The organism is Micromonospora citrea, assembly GCF_049629545.1.
GTDB classification, from domain to species: Bacteria; Actinomycetota; Actinomycetes; order Mycobacteriales; family Micromonosporaceae; genus Micromonospora; species Micromonospora citrea_A.
Genome location: NZ_JBNADX010000033.1, coordinates 1 through 16,083 on the forward strand (window position 1 = coordinate 1; position 16,083 = coordinate 16,083).

Consider the following 16,083-nt stretch of genomic DNA (forward strand, 5'->3'; position numbering starts at 1 on the left):
ACGTCGCTGACGTGGCGGGGCGGCTGTCGGCGGGTCGGGTGGTGTGGCGGCTGTGGCTGTCCGGGGATCGGGGTGATGGGGGGGCGGGGTGGGTTGGGAGGCGGGGTGGGGCGGAGTGGGTGAGGATCGGGGGATGGGTGTGATCGATGAGTCGGAGGTCGTGGCGCCGGAGGGCGGCACGATGCGGGAATTGCTGCGGGCCGTCCCGGACGGCGGGACGGTCGACCTCGGCGCGGTGGACCCGCGCGCGACGCCCGGGCTGCCGGTGGCGGCCGGGAGCGGCCGGGAACGCAAGGCGTGGGCGCGGGGCCAGGTCGAGTTGATCGGCGCCGGGCTCGGCCGGCAGCAGGAGATGCTCTTCGCCACCGCCAAGGCCGCAGCCGGCGCGGACGCCCCGACGAGCGCCCCGACGACGGCCGGCGCCCACCTCGACGGGGGGCGGCCGCCGCGGGTGCTGCTGGTGCTCCAGGCGATGGACTGCGGCGGCAAGGACGGCACGGTCAAGCGGGTGGCCGGCGCGATGAACCCGCTCGGGCTGCACATCCGCTCGTTCGGCCCGCCGACGGAGGAGGAGCGGCGGCACGACTTCCTGTGGCGGATCCGCCGTGCCCTGCCGCCGCCCGGCTATGTCGGCGTCTTCAACCGCTCCCACTACGAGGACGTGTTGGTGGCCCGGGTCGACGCGCTGGTGCCGGAGGCCACCTGGCGGGCCCGGTACGACGAGATCAACGCCTTCGAGCGGGAACTGGTCGACGCGGGGGTGACCCTGGTGAAGGTGATGCTGCACATCTCCCGCGCGGAGCAGGGGGAGCGGCTGATGGAGCGGCTGACCGACCCGACGAAGCACTGGAAGTACAACCCGGCCGACCTGGACTCCCGGGCCCGCTGGGACGACTACCAGGGCGCGTACGCCGAGGCGTTGGGGCGGTGCGGCACGGACGTCGCGCCCTGGTTCGTGGTCCCGGCGGACCGCAAGTGGTACCGCGACTGGGCGGTGTCCCACCTGCTGCGGGAGACGTTCGACACCCTGCATCTGGGGTATCCGGCAGCCGGTTTCGACGTGGCGCGGGAACGCCAGCGGTTGCGAGACGGGGACGAGGGGACCAAGGTGAACGGCGGGTGAACGAACGGTGAATCGGGCCTGACCAGGGGTGGGCCGGTCGATGCCCGGTTCCGTGGGGTACCTAGCATGCCCAGAGCAGACGCTCCGCCGGGGCGACGGCCACCCTTCCACCGACACGACGAGGTCCGTGCTGTGAAGTTTTCCTTCCGCCCGAACGAGGGCGCCTTCTACGAGCTCTTCACCAGGGCCGCGCAGAACCTGGTGAAGGGCACCGCACTGCTCAACGAGCTGGCCCTGCCGGACGTCGAGGTGCAGTCGGTGAGCGAGCGGCTGACCGAGGTCGAGCACGACAGCGACCAGATCACCCACGACCTCTACAAGAAGATCAACTCGACCTTCATCACCCCGTTCGACCGGGAGGACATCTACCGTCTGGGCTCGCTGCTCGACGACGTGATGGACCACCTGGAGGCGGTCGGCAACCTGCTCTACCTGTACGGCCTGACCAAGCTCCCCTCGCTGCCCCGCGAGATGCACGAGATGGTCAACGTCCTCGACCAGCAGGCGAAGCTGACCGCCGAGGCGATGCCCCGGCTGAGGTCGATGAAGGACCTCGAGGACTACTGGATCGAGTGCAACCGGCTGGAGAACGACGGTGACCAGGCGTACCGGATGCTGCTGGTCCGCCTCTTCTCCGGCGAGTACGACGCGCTGACCGTGCTGAAGATGAAGGAGGTCGCCGACGAGCTGGAGGCCGCCTGCGACGCCTTCGAGCACGTGGCCAACACCGTCGAGACCATCGCGGTCAAGGAGTCCTGATCCTGTGAGTCCCGAACTCATCGCCGTGCTGGCGGTGATCGCGGTGGCCCTGGCGTTCGACTACACCAACGGCTTCCACGACGCCGCCAACGCGATCGCGACCAGCATCTCCACCCGGGCGCTGACACCCCGGATCGCCCTGGCCATGGCGGCGGTCGGCAACTTCATCGGCGCGCACTTCGGCGCTGAGGTGGCCAAGACCGTCGGTAGCGGCCTGGTGAAACTACCGACCGGGCAGGCGAGCCTCGGCATCGTCTTCGCCGGCGTGATCGGCGCCATCGTCTGGAACCTGATCACCTGGTACTTCGGCCTGCCGTCGTCCTCGTCGCACGCGCTGATCGGCGGCCTGGTCGGCTCGACGATCGCCGCCTCGGGCACGGTGCTCTGGAGCGGTATCGGTGAGAGCGTCATCATCCCGATGGTGCTGTCGCCGATGGTCGGCTTCCTGCTCGGTTACCTCGTCATGATCGCCGTGCAGTGGATCTTCCGGAAGGGGCACCCGGGCAAGCTCAACCGGGGCTTCCGTTGGGCGCAGACCGCCTCCGCGGCCGCCATGTCCGTCGGCCACGGCATGCAGGACGCCGCCAAGACCATCGGTATCGTGGTCCTCGCCCTCTACGTGGGTGGCTTCCAGAACGACGCGGAGTTCATCCCGGAGTGGGCGTTCTGGACCTCGGCCGCCGTGCTCGCCGCCGGCACGTACGCCGGTGGCTGGCGGATCATCCGGACCCTGGGTCGCAAGATCATCGACCTGCGTCCGCCGGAGGGCTTCGCCGCCGAGACCGTGGCCAGCTCGGTGCTGTACTTCAACGCGCTGGTGCTGGGCGCGCCGATCTCGACCACCCACACGATCACCTCGGCGATCATGGGTGTCGGTGCCACCAAGCGGCTCTCCGCCGTCCGGTGGGGCGTGGCCGGCAACATCATCGGCGCGTGGGTCCTGACCTTCCCGGCCGCCGGCTCGATCGGTGCCCTGATGTACTTCCTGGCCCGTCCGCTGTTCAGCTGACCGGCCGCCGCGAAGGCCCCCGCCGTCCCCGGCGGGGGCCTTCCGCGTCCCCGCCACCACCCGACACCGCCGGGCCGTGGCCGGGCACCCTCCTTCTGCGGTACGCCCACAGTCCGCCGTCAGGCGTAGTGGACGCCGATCCGCTGCCGGATGCCGTCCAGCAGCGCCATCACCTCCAGCGTCGCCGAGTGCGGCACCAGCGGGCTCTCGGTCAGCCCCGCCGCCAGGCAGCGCTGCACCTCGGCGGCCTCGTACTGGTAGCCGCCGCCGACCAGCTCGTCGGTGAACGTCTCCGGCTCGGCCCCGGCCCGGTGCAGCACCGCCGAGCCGGGCCGGAAGAACGGCTCGGGCAGGTCGATCCGACCGGTGGTGCCGGTGATCGAGGCGGTCAGCGGGGTCGCGCCCACCATGCCGCAGCTCAGCGTGGCGACCGCGCCCGAGTCGTAGCCGAGGACGATGCCGGTGTTCTCGTCCACGCCCTCGGGGCCCAGCTTCGCCCAGGCGTGCACGTGCTGCGGCACACCGAGCAGCAGGTGGGCCAGGCTCACCGGGTAGACGCCGAGGTCCAGCAGCGCGCCGCCGCCCAGGGCCCGGGCCCGCATCCGGTGCTCCGGCGGGAACGGCCCGGCCGCGCCGAAGTCCGCCCGTACGCCGGTCACCTCGCCGATCGCACCCTCGGCGACGAGCTGCGTCAGGCGGAGGATGAGCGGGTTGGTGCGCATCCACATGGCCTCCATCAGGAAGACCCCGCGGGCGCGGGCCGTCTCGACCAGTTCGGCGCTGGTGGGCAGGTCGAGGGTGAACGGCTTCTCCACCAGCACCGCCCGTCCGGCGTCCAGGCAGACCCGGGTCGCCTCGTAATGGGCGGCGTGCGGGGTGGCCACGTAGATCACGTCGACCTGCTCGTCGGCGGCCAGTTCGGTCCACGAGCCGTACCACCGGGCGGCGCCGTGCCGGGCGGCGAAGCGCTCGGCGCTCTCCGGCGTGCGCGAGCCGACCGCGACCAGTTCCGCCCCCGGCACCAGCCGCAGGTCCTCGGCGAAACGGCCGGCGATGTGTCCGGTGGCCAGGATTCCCCAACGCGTCATGGCGGGCAGGCTACCTGGGAGCGCGCCCACGCCGGGAGGATGATCCACCCGTCGGGAACCAGGGCGTGTTTCACGAGAACTGGTCGGCCTGCGCGGGCTGAGGCGACGGTCGGCGGCGTTGCTTGCCGCACGCCACCTCGGCTCGACCGCCCCGATGAAACACGCCCTAGGCTCACGGTATGACGATCGACGGCTTTGCCGCCCCGGCCGCCCTGGTCGAGCACGCCCGCCGGTTCCGCGCCTCCGGTGGTGTCCCGGCGGTGCCCCGGGTGGCCGCCACCGTGCTGCTGCTGCGCCCGGCCGGGCCCGACTTCGAGGTGTACCTGATTCGCCGGGTCGCCGCGATGACCTTCGGCGGGATGTACGCCTTCCCCGGCGGCGGGGTGGACCGCTCCGACTCCCAGGCGCACCTGGACTGGGCCGGCCCCGAGCCGGCCGGCTGGGGCGACCGGCTCGGCATCGCTCCGGACGCCGCCCAGGCGGTGGTCTGCGCCGCCGCCCGGGAGGTCTTCGAGGAGGCCGGCGTCCTGCTGGCCGGGCCGGACGCCAGCACGGTGGTGGGCGACGTCAGCGGAGACGACTGGGAGACCGCCCGGCAGGACCTGGAGGGCCGCCGGACGGGTTTCGCCGACCTGCTCGCCGGCCGGCGGTTGACGCTCCGCTCCGACCTGCTGCTGCCGTGGAGCCGGTGGATCACCCCGGAGTTCGAGCCGCGCCGCTTCGACACGTACTTCTTCGTGGCCCTGCTGCCGGAGGGGCAGCGGACCCGGGACGTCTCCGGCGAGGCCGACCACACCCTGTGGGCCCGCCCGACGGACGCGCTGGCCCGGGCGGAAGCCGGCGAGTTGACCATGCTGCCACCCACCCTGGTCACCCTCGCCCAGGTCGCCGCCGCCGGCGACCTGGCGGCCGTGGCCCACGCGTCCACCACCCGCGACGCCGCCACCCCCATCACCCCCCGCCTCGACCTCCCGGACGACGGCCAACCCCGCTTCGTCCTCGGGTAACCCCACCCCCCACCCCACCCCCACCCCGGCGATCTTGCAGTTGTGGTGCCGACAGAAGGGGCACAACGCCACAGACCGTCAACCCAAACTGCAAGATCGGCGGGAGGGGGCGGGGGTTGGCGGGTCAGCCGAAGCGGCCGGTGATGTAGTCCTCGGTCTTCTTCACGCTGGGGTTGCTGAAGATCTTCTGGGTGTTGTCGTACTCGATCAGCCGGCCGGGGTCGCCGGTCTTCTCGATGGAGAAGAAGGCGGTCCGGTCCGACACCCGGGCGGCCTGCTGCATGTTGTGGGTGACGATGATGATGGTGAACTTGTCCTTGAGCTGGAACATCAGGTCCTCGATGGCCAGCGTGGAGATCGGGTCCAGCGCCGAGCAGGGCTCGTCCATCAGCACCACCTGCGGCTCGACCGCGATGGTCCGGGCGATGCAGAGGCGTTGCTGCTGACCGCCGGAGAGGCCCGCGCCCGGCTTGGCGAGGCGGTCCTTCACCTCGTCCCAGAGGTTCGCCGAGCGGAGCGCCCTCTCGGCGGCCTCGTCCAGGATCGACTTCTTCCGTACGCCGTTGAGCCGCAGCCCGGCCACCACGTTCTCGAAGATGCTCATGGTGGGGAACGGGTTGGGACGCTGGAACACCATGCCGATCATCCGGCGGACCGCCGTCACGTCGACGTCGCGGTCGTAGATGTCCTGGCCGTCGATGGTCAGGCTGCCCTCGACCCGCGCCCCCGGCAGCACCTCGTGCATCCGGTTGATCGACCGTAGGAAGGTCGACTTGCCGCAGCCGGACGGGCCGATCAGGGCGGTCACCGTCTTCGGCTCGACGGTCAGGTTGATGTTCTCGATCGCCTTGAAGCCGCCGTAGTAGGCGGTGACGTCGGCGGCCTCGATGCGCTTGGCCATGGTGGTGGTACCTCCGGGGTTCATCGGCCGAGCCGGTTGCGACGGGCCAGCAACTTCGCCGCGATGGTCAGGACGAGCACGAGGGCGACCAGGGTCAGTGCCGCGGTCCACGCCCGTGCCGGCGCGTACTTCGACGCGTCACCGGCCTGCTGGTAGACGAAGAGGGCCAGCGACGACTGGTTGTTCTCGAACGGGTTGAAGTTGATCGCCGCGCCACCGCCGGCGACGAGCAGCACCGGGGCGGTCTCGCCGGCGGCCCGCGCGATGGAGAGCATGACGCCGGTGACGATGCCGGGCAGCGCGGTGGGGAGCACGACCCGCAGGATGGTCTTCCACTTCGGCACGCCGAGGGCGTACGCGCCCTCGCGCAGCGGCGCCGGGACGAGACGCAGCATCTCCTCGGTGGAGCGGACCACGGTGGGCAGCATCAGCACGCTGAGCGCCAGCGCGGCGGCGAAGCCGGAGAAGCCCGGCCGTCCGGTCGAGCTGAAGTACGGCGAGACGATCAGCACCCAGAACGCCAGGACGAACAGGCCGGACACGATGGACGGGATGCCGGTCATGACGTCGACGAAGAACCGGATGGCGAAGGCGAACCGGCCGCGTCCGTACTCGACGATGTAGATCGCGCAGAGGATGCCGATCGGGACGGTGATCAGCGTGGCGATGCCGACCTGCTCCAGCGTTCCGATGATGGCGTGGTACGCGCCGCCCTCCGGGTCGCGCGCCCCGATGTTGTTCATCGAGGTGCCGAAGAAGTCGGCGTCCAGCCGCTCGGTGCCCTTGCTGAGCAGCGTCCAGACCACCGAGGCGAGCGGCAGGACGGCCAGCACGAACGCGGAGTGGATCAGCGCGCTCCAGGTGCGGTTGCGGGCCGATCGGCGTCCCTCGACCGCGTTCGCGGCGGCGTACAGCCCGCCCAGGTGGAACAGCGCGGCGAACACCACGACCAGGACCGGACCGCCGATGCCGGTGCCGTAGACGATTGCGGCGGCGACCAGCAGCGCGCCCAGCGCGATGGCCGGCGGCATCCACTTGGGCAGTCGCTTGGCCCGGAGCGTGGGTGGCTGCGCCGCCGGGCTCCGACGGTGCGAGGCGAGAGTGCTCATGCGGCCGACTCCGTGAACTCCCGGCGCCGGTGGATGATCGCCCGTGCCGTGATGTTGACGATCAGCGTGATGGCGAACAGGACCAGACCGGAGGCGATCAGTGCGCCTCGACCCGTCTCGTTGGCCTCGCCGAACGCGTTGGCGATGTTGGCGGCGATGGTGTTGCCGCCGTTCTCGATCAGGTTGAACGAGATGCCGAAGGTGATGCCGAGGGTCAGCGCCAGGGCGATGGTCTCGCCGAGGGCGCGGCCCAGGCCGAGCATCACCGCGGCGATGATGCCGGGCCGCCCGTAGGGGAGCACGGCGGTGCGCAGCATCTCCCAGCGGGTGGCGCCCAGCGCGAGGGCGGCCTCCTCGTTGGCGGTCGGGGTCTGCAGGAACACCTCGCGGGAGAGCGAGGTGATGATCGGCAGCACCATGATCGCCAGCACCAGCGCGCCGAGCAGGATCGACCGGCCGAACGGACCGTCGCCGCCGAAGAGCGGGATCCAGCCGAAGTACTCGTTGAGCCAGGCGGAGAAGTCACGGACCGGGCCGATGAAGACGTCCCGCCCCCAGAGGCCGAAGACCACGCTCGGCACGGCGGCCAGCAGGTCGATCAGGAAGCCCAGCGCGGTGCCCAGGCGGCGCGGTGCGTAGTGCGAGAGGTAGAGCGCGATGCCCAGCGCCACCGGCACCGCGATCAGCAGGGCCAGCGCGGAGCTGAGCACGGTGCCGAAGGCGAGCGCGCCGATGCCGAACTTCGGCTCGGGGTCGTTCGGGAACCAGCCCTCGAAGGTCCAGAAGTTCTCGGTGTTGGCGCGCAGGGCCGGGACCGCCTTGGCGATCAGGAAGAACGCGATCGCCGCGATCACGACCAGCACGGTGGCGCCGGCGGCCAGGGTGAGCCCACGGAACGCGCGTTCCGCGCCGAAGGCCCGGGCGCGGGGTAGCGCGCTCCCGCCGCCCAGCCCGGCTCCGCCGGTCCCGCCGGTCCCGCCGCCCGGTCCGGCGCCGCCGGGGGCACGGCTGCTGACTGGTGCCTCGGCCACACGCGCCGAGGCACCGGCGGGCCACTCGTGACCGTGGGTCACGCGGGTCCCGCCGGTGCCGGCGTCGGCCGAGCGCTGAGGGGTGTCACCCATCTGCTCGCTCGCTTCGGTTGGGGTGTCGGATGTCCGGTCAGGAGAGGTTCTTGACCGCGGCCTCGACCTTGGTGCGGACCGCGTCCGGCAGCGGCGCGTAGCCCAGCTCGGTCAGCTCCGCCTGGCCCTGGGTGCTGGCCGCGTAGCCGAGGAAGCCCTTGATCAGGGGCAGCTTGTCGGCGGCGACGCCCTTGTTGCAGACGATCTCGTAGGTCACCAGGACGATCGGGTAGGCCCCGGCCTCCTTGGTGTTGTAGTCGATCTTCATCTTGAGGTCGTCGCCCTGGCCCTCCACGGTGGCCCCGGCGATGGTCTTGCCGGCGTTCTCGGCGGTCAGCTCGGCGAACTCGCCCGCGCCGTTACCGATCTTGGCGATGCCCAGGGCGGCGTTCTCGGCGAACGACCACTCCATGTAGCCGATGGTGCCGTCCGCGCCCTTGACCGCGCTGGCCACGCCGTCGGAGCCCTTGGCGCCGGTGCCGCCCGGCGCCTTCCACTCCTTGGCCTTGCCGAAGGTCCAGTCGGCCTCGGCGGTCTTGGCCAGGAAGTCGGTGAAGTTGTCGGTGGTGCCCGACGAGTCGGACCGGTGCACGGTCTGGATCGTGGTGGCCGGCAGCTTGGCGTCCGGGTTGTCCGCCTTGATCGCCGCGTCGTCCCACTTGGTGACCTTGCCGGCGAAGATCTTGGCGAGGGTGGCCGGCTTCAGCTGGAGGTTCTGCACGCCGTTGAGGTTGTAGGCGACGGCCACCGGGCCGATCACCATCGGCAGGTTGATCGCCTGTCCGCCGGTGCAGCGCGCGTCGGCCTTCGGCTGCTGCTCCTCCTTCAGGGCCGAGTCGGAGCCCGCGAAGTCGGCGGTGCCGGCGATGAACGCCTCGATGCCGGCGCCCGAGCCGGAGGGCTCGTAGTTGATCGTGGTGCCGGAGCACTTCTGCTGGTACGCCTTGATCCACTCGGCCATGGCGTTCTTCTGGGCGGAGGAGCCCTGCGCGTTGAGCGTGCCCGTGGCGCAGTCCGCCGCGCTGGCGGAGCCCGACGCGGAGGCGCCGGCCGGCTCGTTGTTGTCCGAGCCGCAAGCACTGAGACCGAGCACCGCAGTAAGAGCGAGGCAGGCGATGGTGCCGTGCCGCTGGAGCTTCACCTGAGGGGTTTCCCTTCACGTCTTTGGTCAGGTCACCCGGATGGGGGCCCGGGTGCCGGCGCTGACCGGCTGACACGAAAGTTAGGAGGGTCAGGTGGACGGTTCGCCGGTCACAAGTGAACGGAGAATGAACAAGCCCGATCCTCGGGCTGACCGGTGCCTGAGGAGGGGCTGTCTTTTGGGTGAACTGCGGACCGGCTATGGCCGTATATCCGATTTATCCGGACGGCCGTTATCGTGCCGAGGCCCCGCCGTGATGCTCGCGTGACCGGCCGGGTCAGCCCAGGGCGTAGTTCACGTGCCCGCACCAGCGGGCGAATCCGAGCCGTTCGTAGAGCGCCACCGCCTGGGTGTTCGACTCGTCGACGTAGAGCATCACCCGGTCGAGCCCGCGCCCGTCGCGCAGGTGGGCCAGGCCGGCGGCGGTGAGCGCCCTGCCGAGCCCGCCGCCGTGCGCGGACGGGTCCACGCCGAGGACGTACACCTCGCCGGTCCGGGCCGCGCCCGGGCGCTCGTGCACCTTCGTCCAGTGGAAGCCGAGCAGCCGGCCGGTGGACTCCTCGACGGCGAGCAGGAAGCCGGCCGGGTCGAACCACGGCTCGGCCAGGCGTACCCGCAGGTCGGCCTCGGTCCAGCGGCCCTGTTCGGGGTGGCCGGCGAAGGCGCGGTTGTTCAGCGCGAGCCAGGCCGCGTCGTCGGCCCCGGGGCGGTACGCCCGCAGCGTGACGCCCTCGGGCAGCCGTACCTCGGGCAGCGCGCCGGTCAGCGGCCGGCGCAGCTGCCAGAGCACCCGGGCGCGGGTGAAGCCGAGGTCGACGGCGAGCGCGGCGGCGGAGGGGTGGTCGCCGTGGGCCCAGGCCCGCAGCGGCCCGGACGCCGCCGCGAGCACGCCCCGGGCCAGCGCCCGCCCGGTGCCCCGCCGCCGGTACGCCGGGTGGACGACAAGTTCCACCCCGATGCCGGCGGCGGGTTCGGTGGTGTCCAAATGGGCGTACCCGGTCAGGGTGCCGTCGGCGGCACGGGCCGTCAGGTGCGCCGCGGCGGCCTCCGGGTCGCGCAGGCGCAGCAGGGTGTGCTCGTCGAACGGGTCGGCGCCGTCGGCGTCACCCGCCAGGCGGGCCAGTGCCAGGGCCTCGGCCACCTCGGCCGGGGCGAGGCGGTCGGCTCGGGTCACCCGGTCGGTCGTCGGTTCCGCGCTGCTCACCCCGTCACCGTAGTCCGATCGGCGGGCGCGGTCAGGTGGTGCCGTCGACGGGCAGCGCCTCCAGCTCGAACCTGCTGGTCAGCTCCGGCAGCATGTGGCGCAGCGCGTCGACCGTGCCCTGCCGGTCGCCACCGGCGTCGTGCAGCAGCACGACCGAACCGGCCGTCGCGGTGCGGGTGACCATGGTGGCGATCCGCAGCGCGCCGGGCGCCTCCCAGTCCGACGGGTCGACGTTCCAGTGCAGCGGGGTCATCCCCAGCCCTTCGGCGACCGACACCACCGGGTACGTCCACGCTCCGCCGGGCTGCCGGTACCAGGCGATGGGGGCGTCGGGCACGGCCGCCCGGATCGCCGCGTTGGTGCGGAGCAGGTCGGCCCGGATCAGGTCGGGCGAGCGCAGGCCGAGCTGCACGTCGTGCCGCCAGGAGTGGTTGCAGAGGGTGTGCCCGTCGGCCACGATCGCCCGGATCAGCTGCGGGTGGTTCTGCGCGTTCTCGCCGACCACGCAGAAGGTGGCCCGTACGCCGAACTCGCGCAGCACGTCGAGCACCTGCGGGGTGTAGTCCGGGTTCGGCCCGTCGTCGAAGGTGAGCGCCACCCGGCGGGAGCCGGTGGTCACCCGGCTGCCGAAGAGGCCGTCGCCGCCGTCGGTGGCGTGCTGCCGCTCGGCGTCCTGGTCGGCCACGGCACCGTCCCGGGAGGGGCCGGCGGACGGGCGGGCGTCGGAGGGTGACGGGGCCGGCTGATCGGCGTACTCGGTGCGGGTGGCGGTGTTGGTGGCGCCGGGTCGCGGCTCGTCCGGCACCAGGCTGCGGCCGAGCGCGTACGCGGAGCCGAGCAGGGCGGCCAGCACCAGCACGACGACGGCGGCGGCGGCGCTGCGGCCGCTGGTCCGGGGGCCCATCAGTGCCACCGTCGGCCCGGATCGCGGGACGGACCCCTCGTCGCCCCCGTGGTCAGTGCACGCACCGTCGCCCCTCTCGCCGTGACTCGCCAGTCAGGATAGAACCGACGAGGGAGGCAAAAGGGACGTATCGGAAATAGTCGTTCGACCGGGTCGGGTGGGGCCGAGACCGTCAGACGGGGATCGGGGCGTGCTCCGCCTCGGGCAGCGAGCGCGACGGCGGGACCACGAACTTGTAACCCACCTGGCGGACCGTGCCGATCATCGACTCGTACTCGGAGCCGAGCTTCGCCCGCAGCCGCCGCACGTGCACGTCCACCGTCCGGGTGCCACCGAAGTAGTCGTACCCCCACACCTCGCGGAGCAGTTGGTCGCGGGTGAACACCCGCCCCGGGTGCTGGGCGAGGAACTTCAGCAGCTCGAACTCCTTGTACGTGAGGTCGAGCGGGCGGCCCTTGAGCTTCGCCGCGTACGTGTCGGGGTCGATGGTCAGCTCCCCGGCCCGGATCGACCCGCCGGCGCCGGCGGTGGCGTTGCTCAGCCGGCCGACGGCGAGCCGCAGTCGGGCCTCGACCTCGGCCGGGCCGGCCCCGGCCAGGATGACGTCGTCCACGCCCCAGTCGGCGTTGAGCGCGATCAGACCCGCCTCGGTCACCACCGCCACCAGCGGCACCCCGAGACCCGTGGCGTGCAGCATCCGGCAGGTGGCCCGGGCCTCGCTCAGCTCGGAGCGGGCGTCGACCAGCACCGCGTCCGGGCTCGGCCCGGCGACCAGGGTACGGACGTCGCGGGGCGCGGTGCGGACCGAGTGCGGCAGCAGGTCCAGCGCCGGCAACACTGCCGATGGTTCACCTGCGCGCGCGGTCACCAGCAACAGGAGCTCCACACGATCACCTCCGTCCGGCGGCGGCAGAGCCGCGCGCGACCAGCGGGCACCCTGACGGGTGTGCGCTGCGAACTTGCGTGGGTCCCGGCGTCGCTGACGGGCGGGTTACGCGTTGAGCGTAACCGATCGCCCAGGTGAGGCCGGCTCGTCCTTTCCCCTTTGTCGGATCTGCCCATGATCGCGCCGCAGGTTTTAACGTTGCCGAAACCGTGACCTCCGCCGGAGCGGCCTGGTCTGGCACGATCGGGGCGTGTTTCCCTCCACCTCGCCCGAGACCGGCCACGAGCCGTGGGCCGACGACGCGCACCCGGGGCCGGCCGGCTCCTCCCGCGGCCTCCCGCCGGGGCCGCGTACCGGGCCGGCCGACGACAGCGGCAGCCGGCGCGAGCGGGGGCCGCGCCGCTTCCGCAAGGGCGGTGCGCCCCGTCGCGCCGAGGACGAGCCGGTCGAGCCGGACGAGGAGGACGTCGAACCGGTCGAGGTGCGCAAGCCGCTCTCGCTGACCGTCGCGGGCTTCGCCGCCCTGCTCGGTGTCGGCCTGGTGCTCGGCGCGCAGACCGCGGGCCCGGGGCACCGCCTGCCGTTCGCGTTCATCGTCTTCGGCGTGCAGCTGCTCTTCGTCCTGGCCTGGACGATGGCCATGCGCCCACCCGCGCTGCTGCTCGTCGCGCTGGTCAGCGCCGTGGTGGCCGCCGCGGCCGACACCGCCGCGGTGCAGTCCGACGTCGCCGGGCTGGCCCCGCTGGGGTACGTGGCCGCGGGCGGCTTCCTGCTCGGCGTGCTCGGCCAGCTCGTCCGCCGGGTCGACCGGGTACGGGTCACCGACTCGCTCGGCACCACCCTGCTGATCGTGGTCGGGGTGGTCGCGTTCGGCACGCTGATCACCCTCAGTCGGATCCCGGCCGGCACCCAGGCGATCACCGTCTGCCTGACCGCCAGCGGCGTCGCGCTCACCGTCGCCCGGCTCACCGACGCGGTGGCGCCGTGGCCGCGACTCGCCCCGCAGGTGCCCCGCGGGGCGGCCGGCGTGGTCGGCGGCGCGATGGCCGGCACCCTGGTCAGCGCCGTTCTCGGAAGCTACCTGGTCACCCCGTTCACGCCCACCAGGGCCGCGATCATCGGCCTGGTCGCGGCGGTCGCCGCCGTCCTGGCCGACCTCGCGGTGGGGTATGCCGAGGCGGGCCGGCTGATGGCCGGTGAGCCGCCGACGATGTGGATCGCCCGGCACATGCAGGGTCCGCTCGGCGGCTTCGCGCTGGCCGCGCCGGCCGCGTACGCCATGTGCGTGCTCTTCCTCTGAGCGGACGGTTGAGCGTTCCGGCCGTCGGGTACCAAACGGTGCGCCGCGTGGCGACGCCGGTAGGAGAGGCGTCGCGCAGCGCGACGGCGACGACAAGGAGGCGGCGTGGCTGAGGCGTACCCGGCGTACGAGGAGCGTCCCCGGCGGCGCGGGCGCAAGGTGCTCGTGACGCTGCTCGTCCTGCTGTTGCTCCTGGTCGGGCTGCTGGTGGTGGCCGACCGGGTGGCGGCCGGAGTGGCCGAGCGCGCCATCGCCGACCAGGTGAAGCAGGAGATCGCCAAGCAGCAGGCGCAGTCCGCCCCGCCGCAGGTCGACGTGGGCGGCTTCCCGTTCCTCACCCAGGTGGTGAACGGCCGGTACGAGCGGATCTCCATCGTCCTCACCGACGTGCAGGGCGCGGTCGAGGGGAACGCGGTGAGCGTGCCCCGGCTCGACGTGGACGCCCGCAACGTCCAGGCCTCCCTGGACACCCTCCGCTCCGGCCAGGGCGACGTGGTCGCGGAGACCGTGGACGGCACCGGCACCGTCACCTACGACAGCCTGGCCGAGTTGCTGGACCGCCCCGGGCTGAAGCTCGGCGAGCAGGACGGCCGGCTGGTCGTCACCGCCCCGGTGGACATCCTCGGGCAGAAGCTCACCGTCACCGGCACCGCCGACGTGACGGTCGCCGAGGGCAACAAGGTGGCGTTGCGCTTCAACGACCTGGACGCCGAGGGGCTGCCGGCGGTGCCGCTGGCCCGGACGCTGCTGAGCAACTACGCCAGGGGCATCTCGATCGACGTGCCCCTGCCCGAGCTGCCGTTCCAGCTCAACGTCCGCAAGGTGGAACCGCGCCCCGAGGGGCTCACGGTGACCGCCGACGCGAAGGACGTCCCCCTCAACCAGGCCGCCTGATCGGCGGCGCAACCCCTGCTCACCGCCGGGGCGTCGGCCGGTGCGTCCCGGTCGGCGTCCCGGATGCTGGTCGGTTCGGTGGCACTCTCCGGGACCGCTGGTAGGCTCCCTGCTCATGGGGACGCACCTCACCAAACGGCGCGCGGTCGACCTGTGCCGCGTGGCCACCTGCCTGTGTCGCTCCGTCATCTGACGGCGGGGCTGTCTCCGGCCGCCTAGCGGCCACCGGCACTCAGGGTCCGCGTACCCTTCCCGGTTCCCTCCCGTACGCCCGGCAGCGGCGCCGTCGCACGAACCCGTGATCCGTTCCTCTATGGGTCCCGCGCGTGGTGCGACAATCACCGATTTCGATCCCCGCGCTGGCTCACCATCCATCCTCACCAGGGAGTGATCTGATGAGTCGCGACACCGCACTCGTCTCGGCCGAATGGGCCGAGAAGAACATCGACGCCCCGGGCGTCGTCTTCGTCGAGGTCGACGAGGACACCTCGGCCTACGACACCGGCCACATCGCCGGGGCGATCAAGCTCGACTGGAAGACCGACCTGCAGGACCCGGTGCGCCGGGACTTCGTCAACAAGGCCCAGTTCGAGGCGCTCCTGTCGGAGCGGGGCATCGCCAACGACGACCTCGTCGTCCTCTACGGCGGCAACAACAACTGGTTCGCCGCGTACGCGTACTGGTACTTCAAGCTCTACGGTCACCGCGAGGTCAAGCTGCTCGACGGCGGCCGCAAGAAGTGGGAGCTGGACGCCCGTCCGCTGGTCACCGACAAGGTGGAGCGCCCGGGGACCCAGTACGTCGCGCAGGAGCCGGACACCTCGATCCGCGCCTTCCGCGACGACGTGGTCGCCGCGATCGGCACCAGGAACCTGGTCGACGTCCGCAGCCCCGACGAGTACGCCGGCCGGCTGCTCGCCCCCGCCCACCTGCCGCAGGAGCAGGCGCAGCGCGCCGGCCACGTGCCGACCGCGATCAGCGTGCCGTGGTCCAAGGCGGCCAACGAGGACGGCACCTTCAAGTCCGACGACGAGCTGCGGAAGATCTACGCCGACGCCGGGCTGGACGACAGCCGGGAGACGATCGCGTACTGCCGGATCGGCGAGCGCTCCTCGCACACCTGGTTCGTGCTCCAGGAGCTGCTCGGCCACCGCAACGTGAAGAACTACGACGGATCCTGGACCGAGTACGGCTCGCTGGTCGGTGTGCCGGTGGCGCTCGGCGACGAGCCCGGGGAGGCCTGATCACCATGACTGCTCCTACCGCCGCCGGTTGCGCCGCTCCCGACCAGGCCGCGCCGTTGCCGGCCAGCCTGGACCTGGAGAAGGAAACCGTCATCACCGGCGTCGTCCGCTCCGACGCGGGCGAGGCCGTGCCGGGCGCGTACGTCCGGCTGCTCGACTCCACCGGCGAGTTCACCGCCGAGGTGGTCACCTCTCCGGCCGGGCAGTTCCGCTTCTTCGCCGCGCCGGGCAGTTGGACGCTGCGGGCGCTGTCCCGGCACGGCAACGGCGACACCGCCGTGACCGCCGAGCGCGGGATCAACGAGGTCTCGGTGACCGTCGCCGCCTGACCCACGCTCTGATCGGCCCGGGGCCGGTCACCCTCCGCGGAGGGTGACCGGTACCAAACAG

General features: G+C 72.1%; 17 protein-coding genes. 9 read left to right on the forward strand and 8 right to left on the reverse strand.

The window, feature by feature from the left end; translation table 11 throughout:
• Window positions 1-133 precede the first annotated feature (133 nt).
• The 3 genes from ACPFP2_RS26470 (at window position 134) to ACPFP2_RS26480 (ending at window position 2,891) form a co-directional block, all read left to right on the forward strand.
• Window positions 134-1,123 carry a PPK2 family polyphosphate kinase gene (locus ACPFP2_RS26470; protein ID WP_424092448.1) on the forward strand — a complete coding sequence of 330 codons (990 nt, stop codon included), beginning with the start codon at window positions 134-136 and terminating at the stop codon, window positions 1,121-1,123.
• Between the two features lie 132 nt (window positions 1,124-1,255).
• Window positions 1,256-1,882: a DUF47 domain-containing protein gene (locus ACPFP2_RS26475; RefSeq protein ID WP_424092450.1), complete on the forward strand. Its 627-nt coding sequence runs from the start codon at window positions 1,256-1,258 to the stop codon at window positions 1,880-1,882.
• Between the two features lie 4 nt (window positions 1,883-1,886).
• On the forward strand, window positions 1,887-2,891 hold the full coding sequence (locus ACPFP2_RS26480; protein WP_424092452.1) for an anion permease: 1,005 nt from the start codon (window positions 1,887-1,889) through the stop codon (window positions 2,889-2,891).
• A 119-nt stretch (window positions 2,892-3,010) separates the two neighbouring features.
• Here ACPFP2_RS26480 and ACPFP2_RS26485 read toward each other — a convergent pair whose 3' ends face one another.
• Entirely contained in the window at window positions 3,011-3,979 is a 969-nt protein-coding gene (locus tag ACPFP2_RS26485; protein ID WP_424092454.1) for a Gfo/Idh/MocA family protein, read from the reverse strand.
• A 179-nt stretch (window positions 3,980-4,158) separates the two neighbouring features.
• Here ACPFP2_RS26485 and ACPFP2_RS26490 point away from each other — a divergent pair, with 179 nt between their 5' ends.
• Window positions 4,159-4,986: an NUDIX hydrolase gene (locus tag ACPFP2_RS26490; protein WP_424092456.1), complete on the forward strand. Its 828-nt coding sequence runs from the start codon at window positions 4,159-4,161 to the stop codon at window positions 4,984-4,986.
• A 124-nt stretch (window positions 4,987-5,110) separates the two neighbouring features.
• Here ACPFP2_RS26490 and pstB read toward each other — a convergent pair whose 3' ends face one another.
• The 7 genes from pstB to ACPFP2_RS26525 all read right to left on the reverse strand — a co-directional run bounded on the left by pstB (window position 5,111) and on the right by ACPFP2_RS26525 (window position 12,255).
• Complete coding sequence (gene pstB, locus ACPFP2_RS26495; protein WP_424092458.1) at window positions 5,111-5,887, reverse strand: phosphate ABC transporter ATP-binding protein PstB; 777 nt, start codon at window positions 5,885-5,887, stop codon at window positions 5,111-5,113.
• Between the two features lie 20 nt (window positions 5,888-5,907).
• Window positions 5,908-6,996: a phosphate ABC transporter permease PstA gene (gene pstA / locus ACPFP2_RS26500; RefSeq protein WP_424092460.1), complete on the reverse strand. Its 1,089-nt coding sequence runs from the start codon at window positions 6,994-6,996 to the stop codon at window positions 5,908-5,910.
• A complete protein-coding gene (pstC, locus tag ACPFP2_RS26505; RefSeq protein WP_424092462.1) occupies window positions 6,993-8,120 on the reverse strand; it encodes a phosphate ABC transporter permease subunit PstC in 1,128 nt (375 codons plus the stop codon). Before pstC ends, pstA begins: the two co-directional genes overlap by 4 nt.
• A 37-nt stretch (window positions 8,121-8,157) precedes the next feature.
• On the reverse strand, window positions 8,158-9,261 hold the full coding sequence (pstS, locus tag ACPFP2_RS26510; RefSeq protein WP_424092464.1) for a phosphate ABC transporter substrate-binding protein PstS: 1,104 nt from the start codon (window positions 9,259-9,261) through the stop codon (window positions 8,158-8,160).
• Window positions 9,262-9,538: 277 nt separating this feature from the next.
• Window positions 9,539-10,465, reverse strand: coding sequence for a mycothiol synthase (mshD, locus tag ACPFP2_RS26515; protein ID WP_424092466.1), 927 nt, complete (start codon window positions 10,463-10,465; stop codon window positions 9,539-9,541).
• Between the two features lie 31 nt (window positions 10,466-10,496).
• Entirely contained in the window at window positions 10,497-11,369 is an 873-nt protein-coding gene (locus tag ACPFP2_RS26520) for a polysaccharide deacetylase family protein (protein ID WP_424092468.1), read from the reverse strand.
• A 172-nt stretch (window positions 11,370-11,541) separates the two neighbouring features.
• Window positions 11,542-12,255, reverse strand: a complete 714-nt coding sequence (locus ACPFP2_RS26525; protein ID WP_088976298.1) for a winged helix-turn-helix transcriptional regulator — start codon at window positions 12,253-12,255, stop codon at window positions 11,542-11,544.
• A 250-nt stretch (window positions 12,256-12,505) separates the two neighbouring features.
• Between ACPFP2_RS26525 and ACPFP2_RS26530 the strand changes: the two genes are divergently transcribed.
• The 5 genes from ACPFP2_RS26530 to ACPFP2_RS26550 all read left to right on the forward strand — a co-directional run bounded on the left by ACPFP2_RS26530 (window position 12,506) and on the right by ACPFP2_RS26550 (window position 16,022).
• Window positions 12,506-13,555: a hypothetical protein gene (locus tag ACPFP2_RS26530; RefSeq protein WP_424092470.1), complete on the forward strand. Its 1,050-nt coding sequence runs from the start codon at window positions 12,506-12,508 to the stop codon at window positions 13,553-13,555.
• Between the two features lie 105 nt (window positions 13,556-13,660).
• The gene (locus ACPFP2_RS26535; RefSeq protein ID WP_424092472.1) at window positions 13,661-14,449 is read left to right on the forward strand and encodes a DUF2993 domain-containing protein; all 789 of its coding nucleotides are present in this window, start codon (window positions 13,661-13,663) and stop codon (window positions 14,447-14,449) included.
• A 115-nt stretch (window positions 14,450-14,564) separates the two neighbouring features.
• Entirely contained in the window at window positions 14,565-14,642 is a 78-nt protein-coding gene (locus ACPFP2_RS26540) for an Ms5788A family Cys-rich leader peptide (RefSeq protein WP_323135737.1), read from the forward strand.
• 202 nt (window positions 14,643-14,844) lie between these two features.
• A complete protein-coding gene (locus ACPFP2_RS26545) occupies window positions 14,845-15,693 on the forward strand; it encodes a sulfurtransferase (RefSeq protein ID WP_424092474.1) in 849 nt (282 codons plus the stop codon).
• A gap of 5 nt (window positions 15,694-15,698) precedes the next feature.
• Entirely contained in the window at window positions 15,699-16,022 is a 324-nt protein-coding gene (locus tag ACPFP2_RS26550; RefSeq protein WP_424092476.1) for a DUF1416 domain-containing protein, read from the forward strand.
• The last annotated feature ends 61 nt before the right edge of the window (window positions 16,023-16,083 follow it).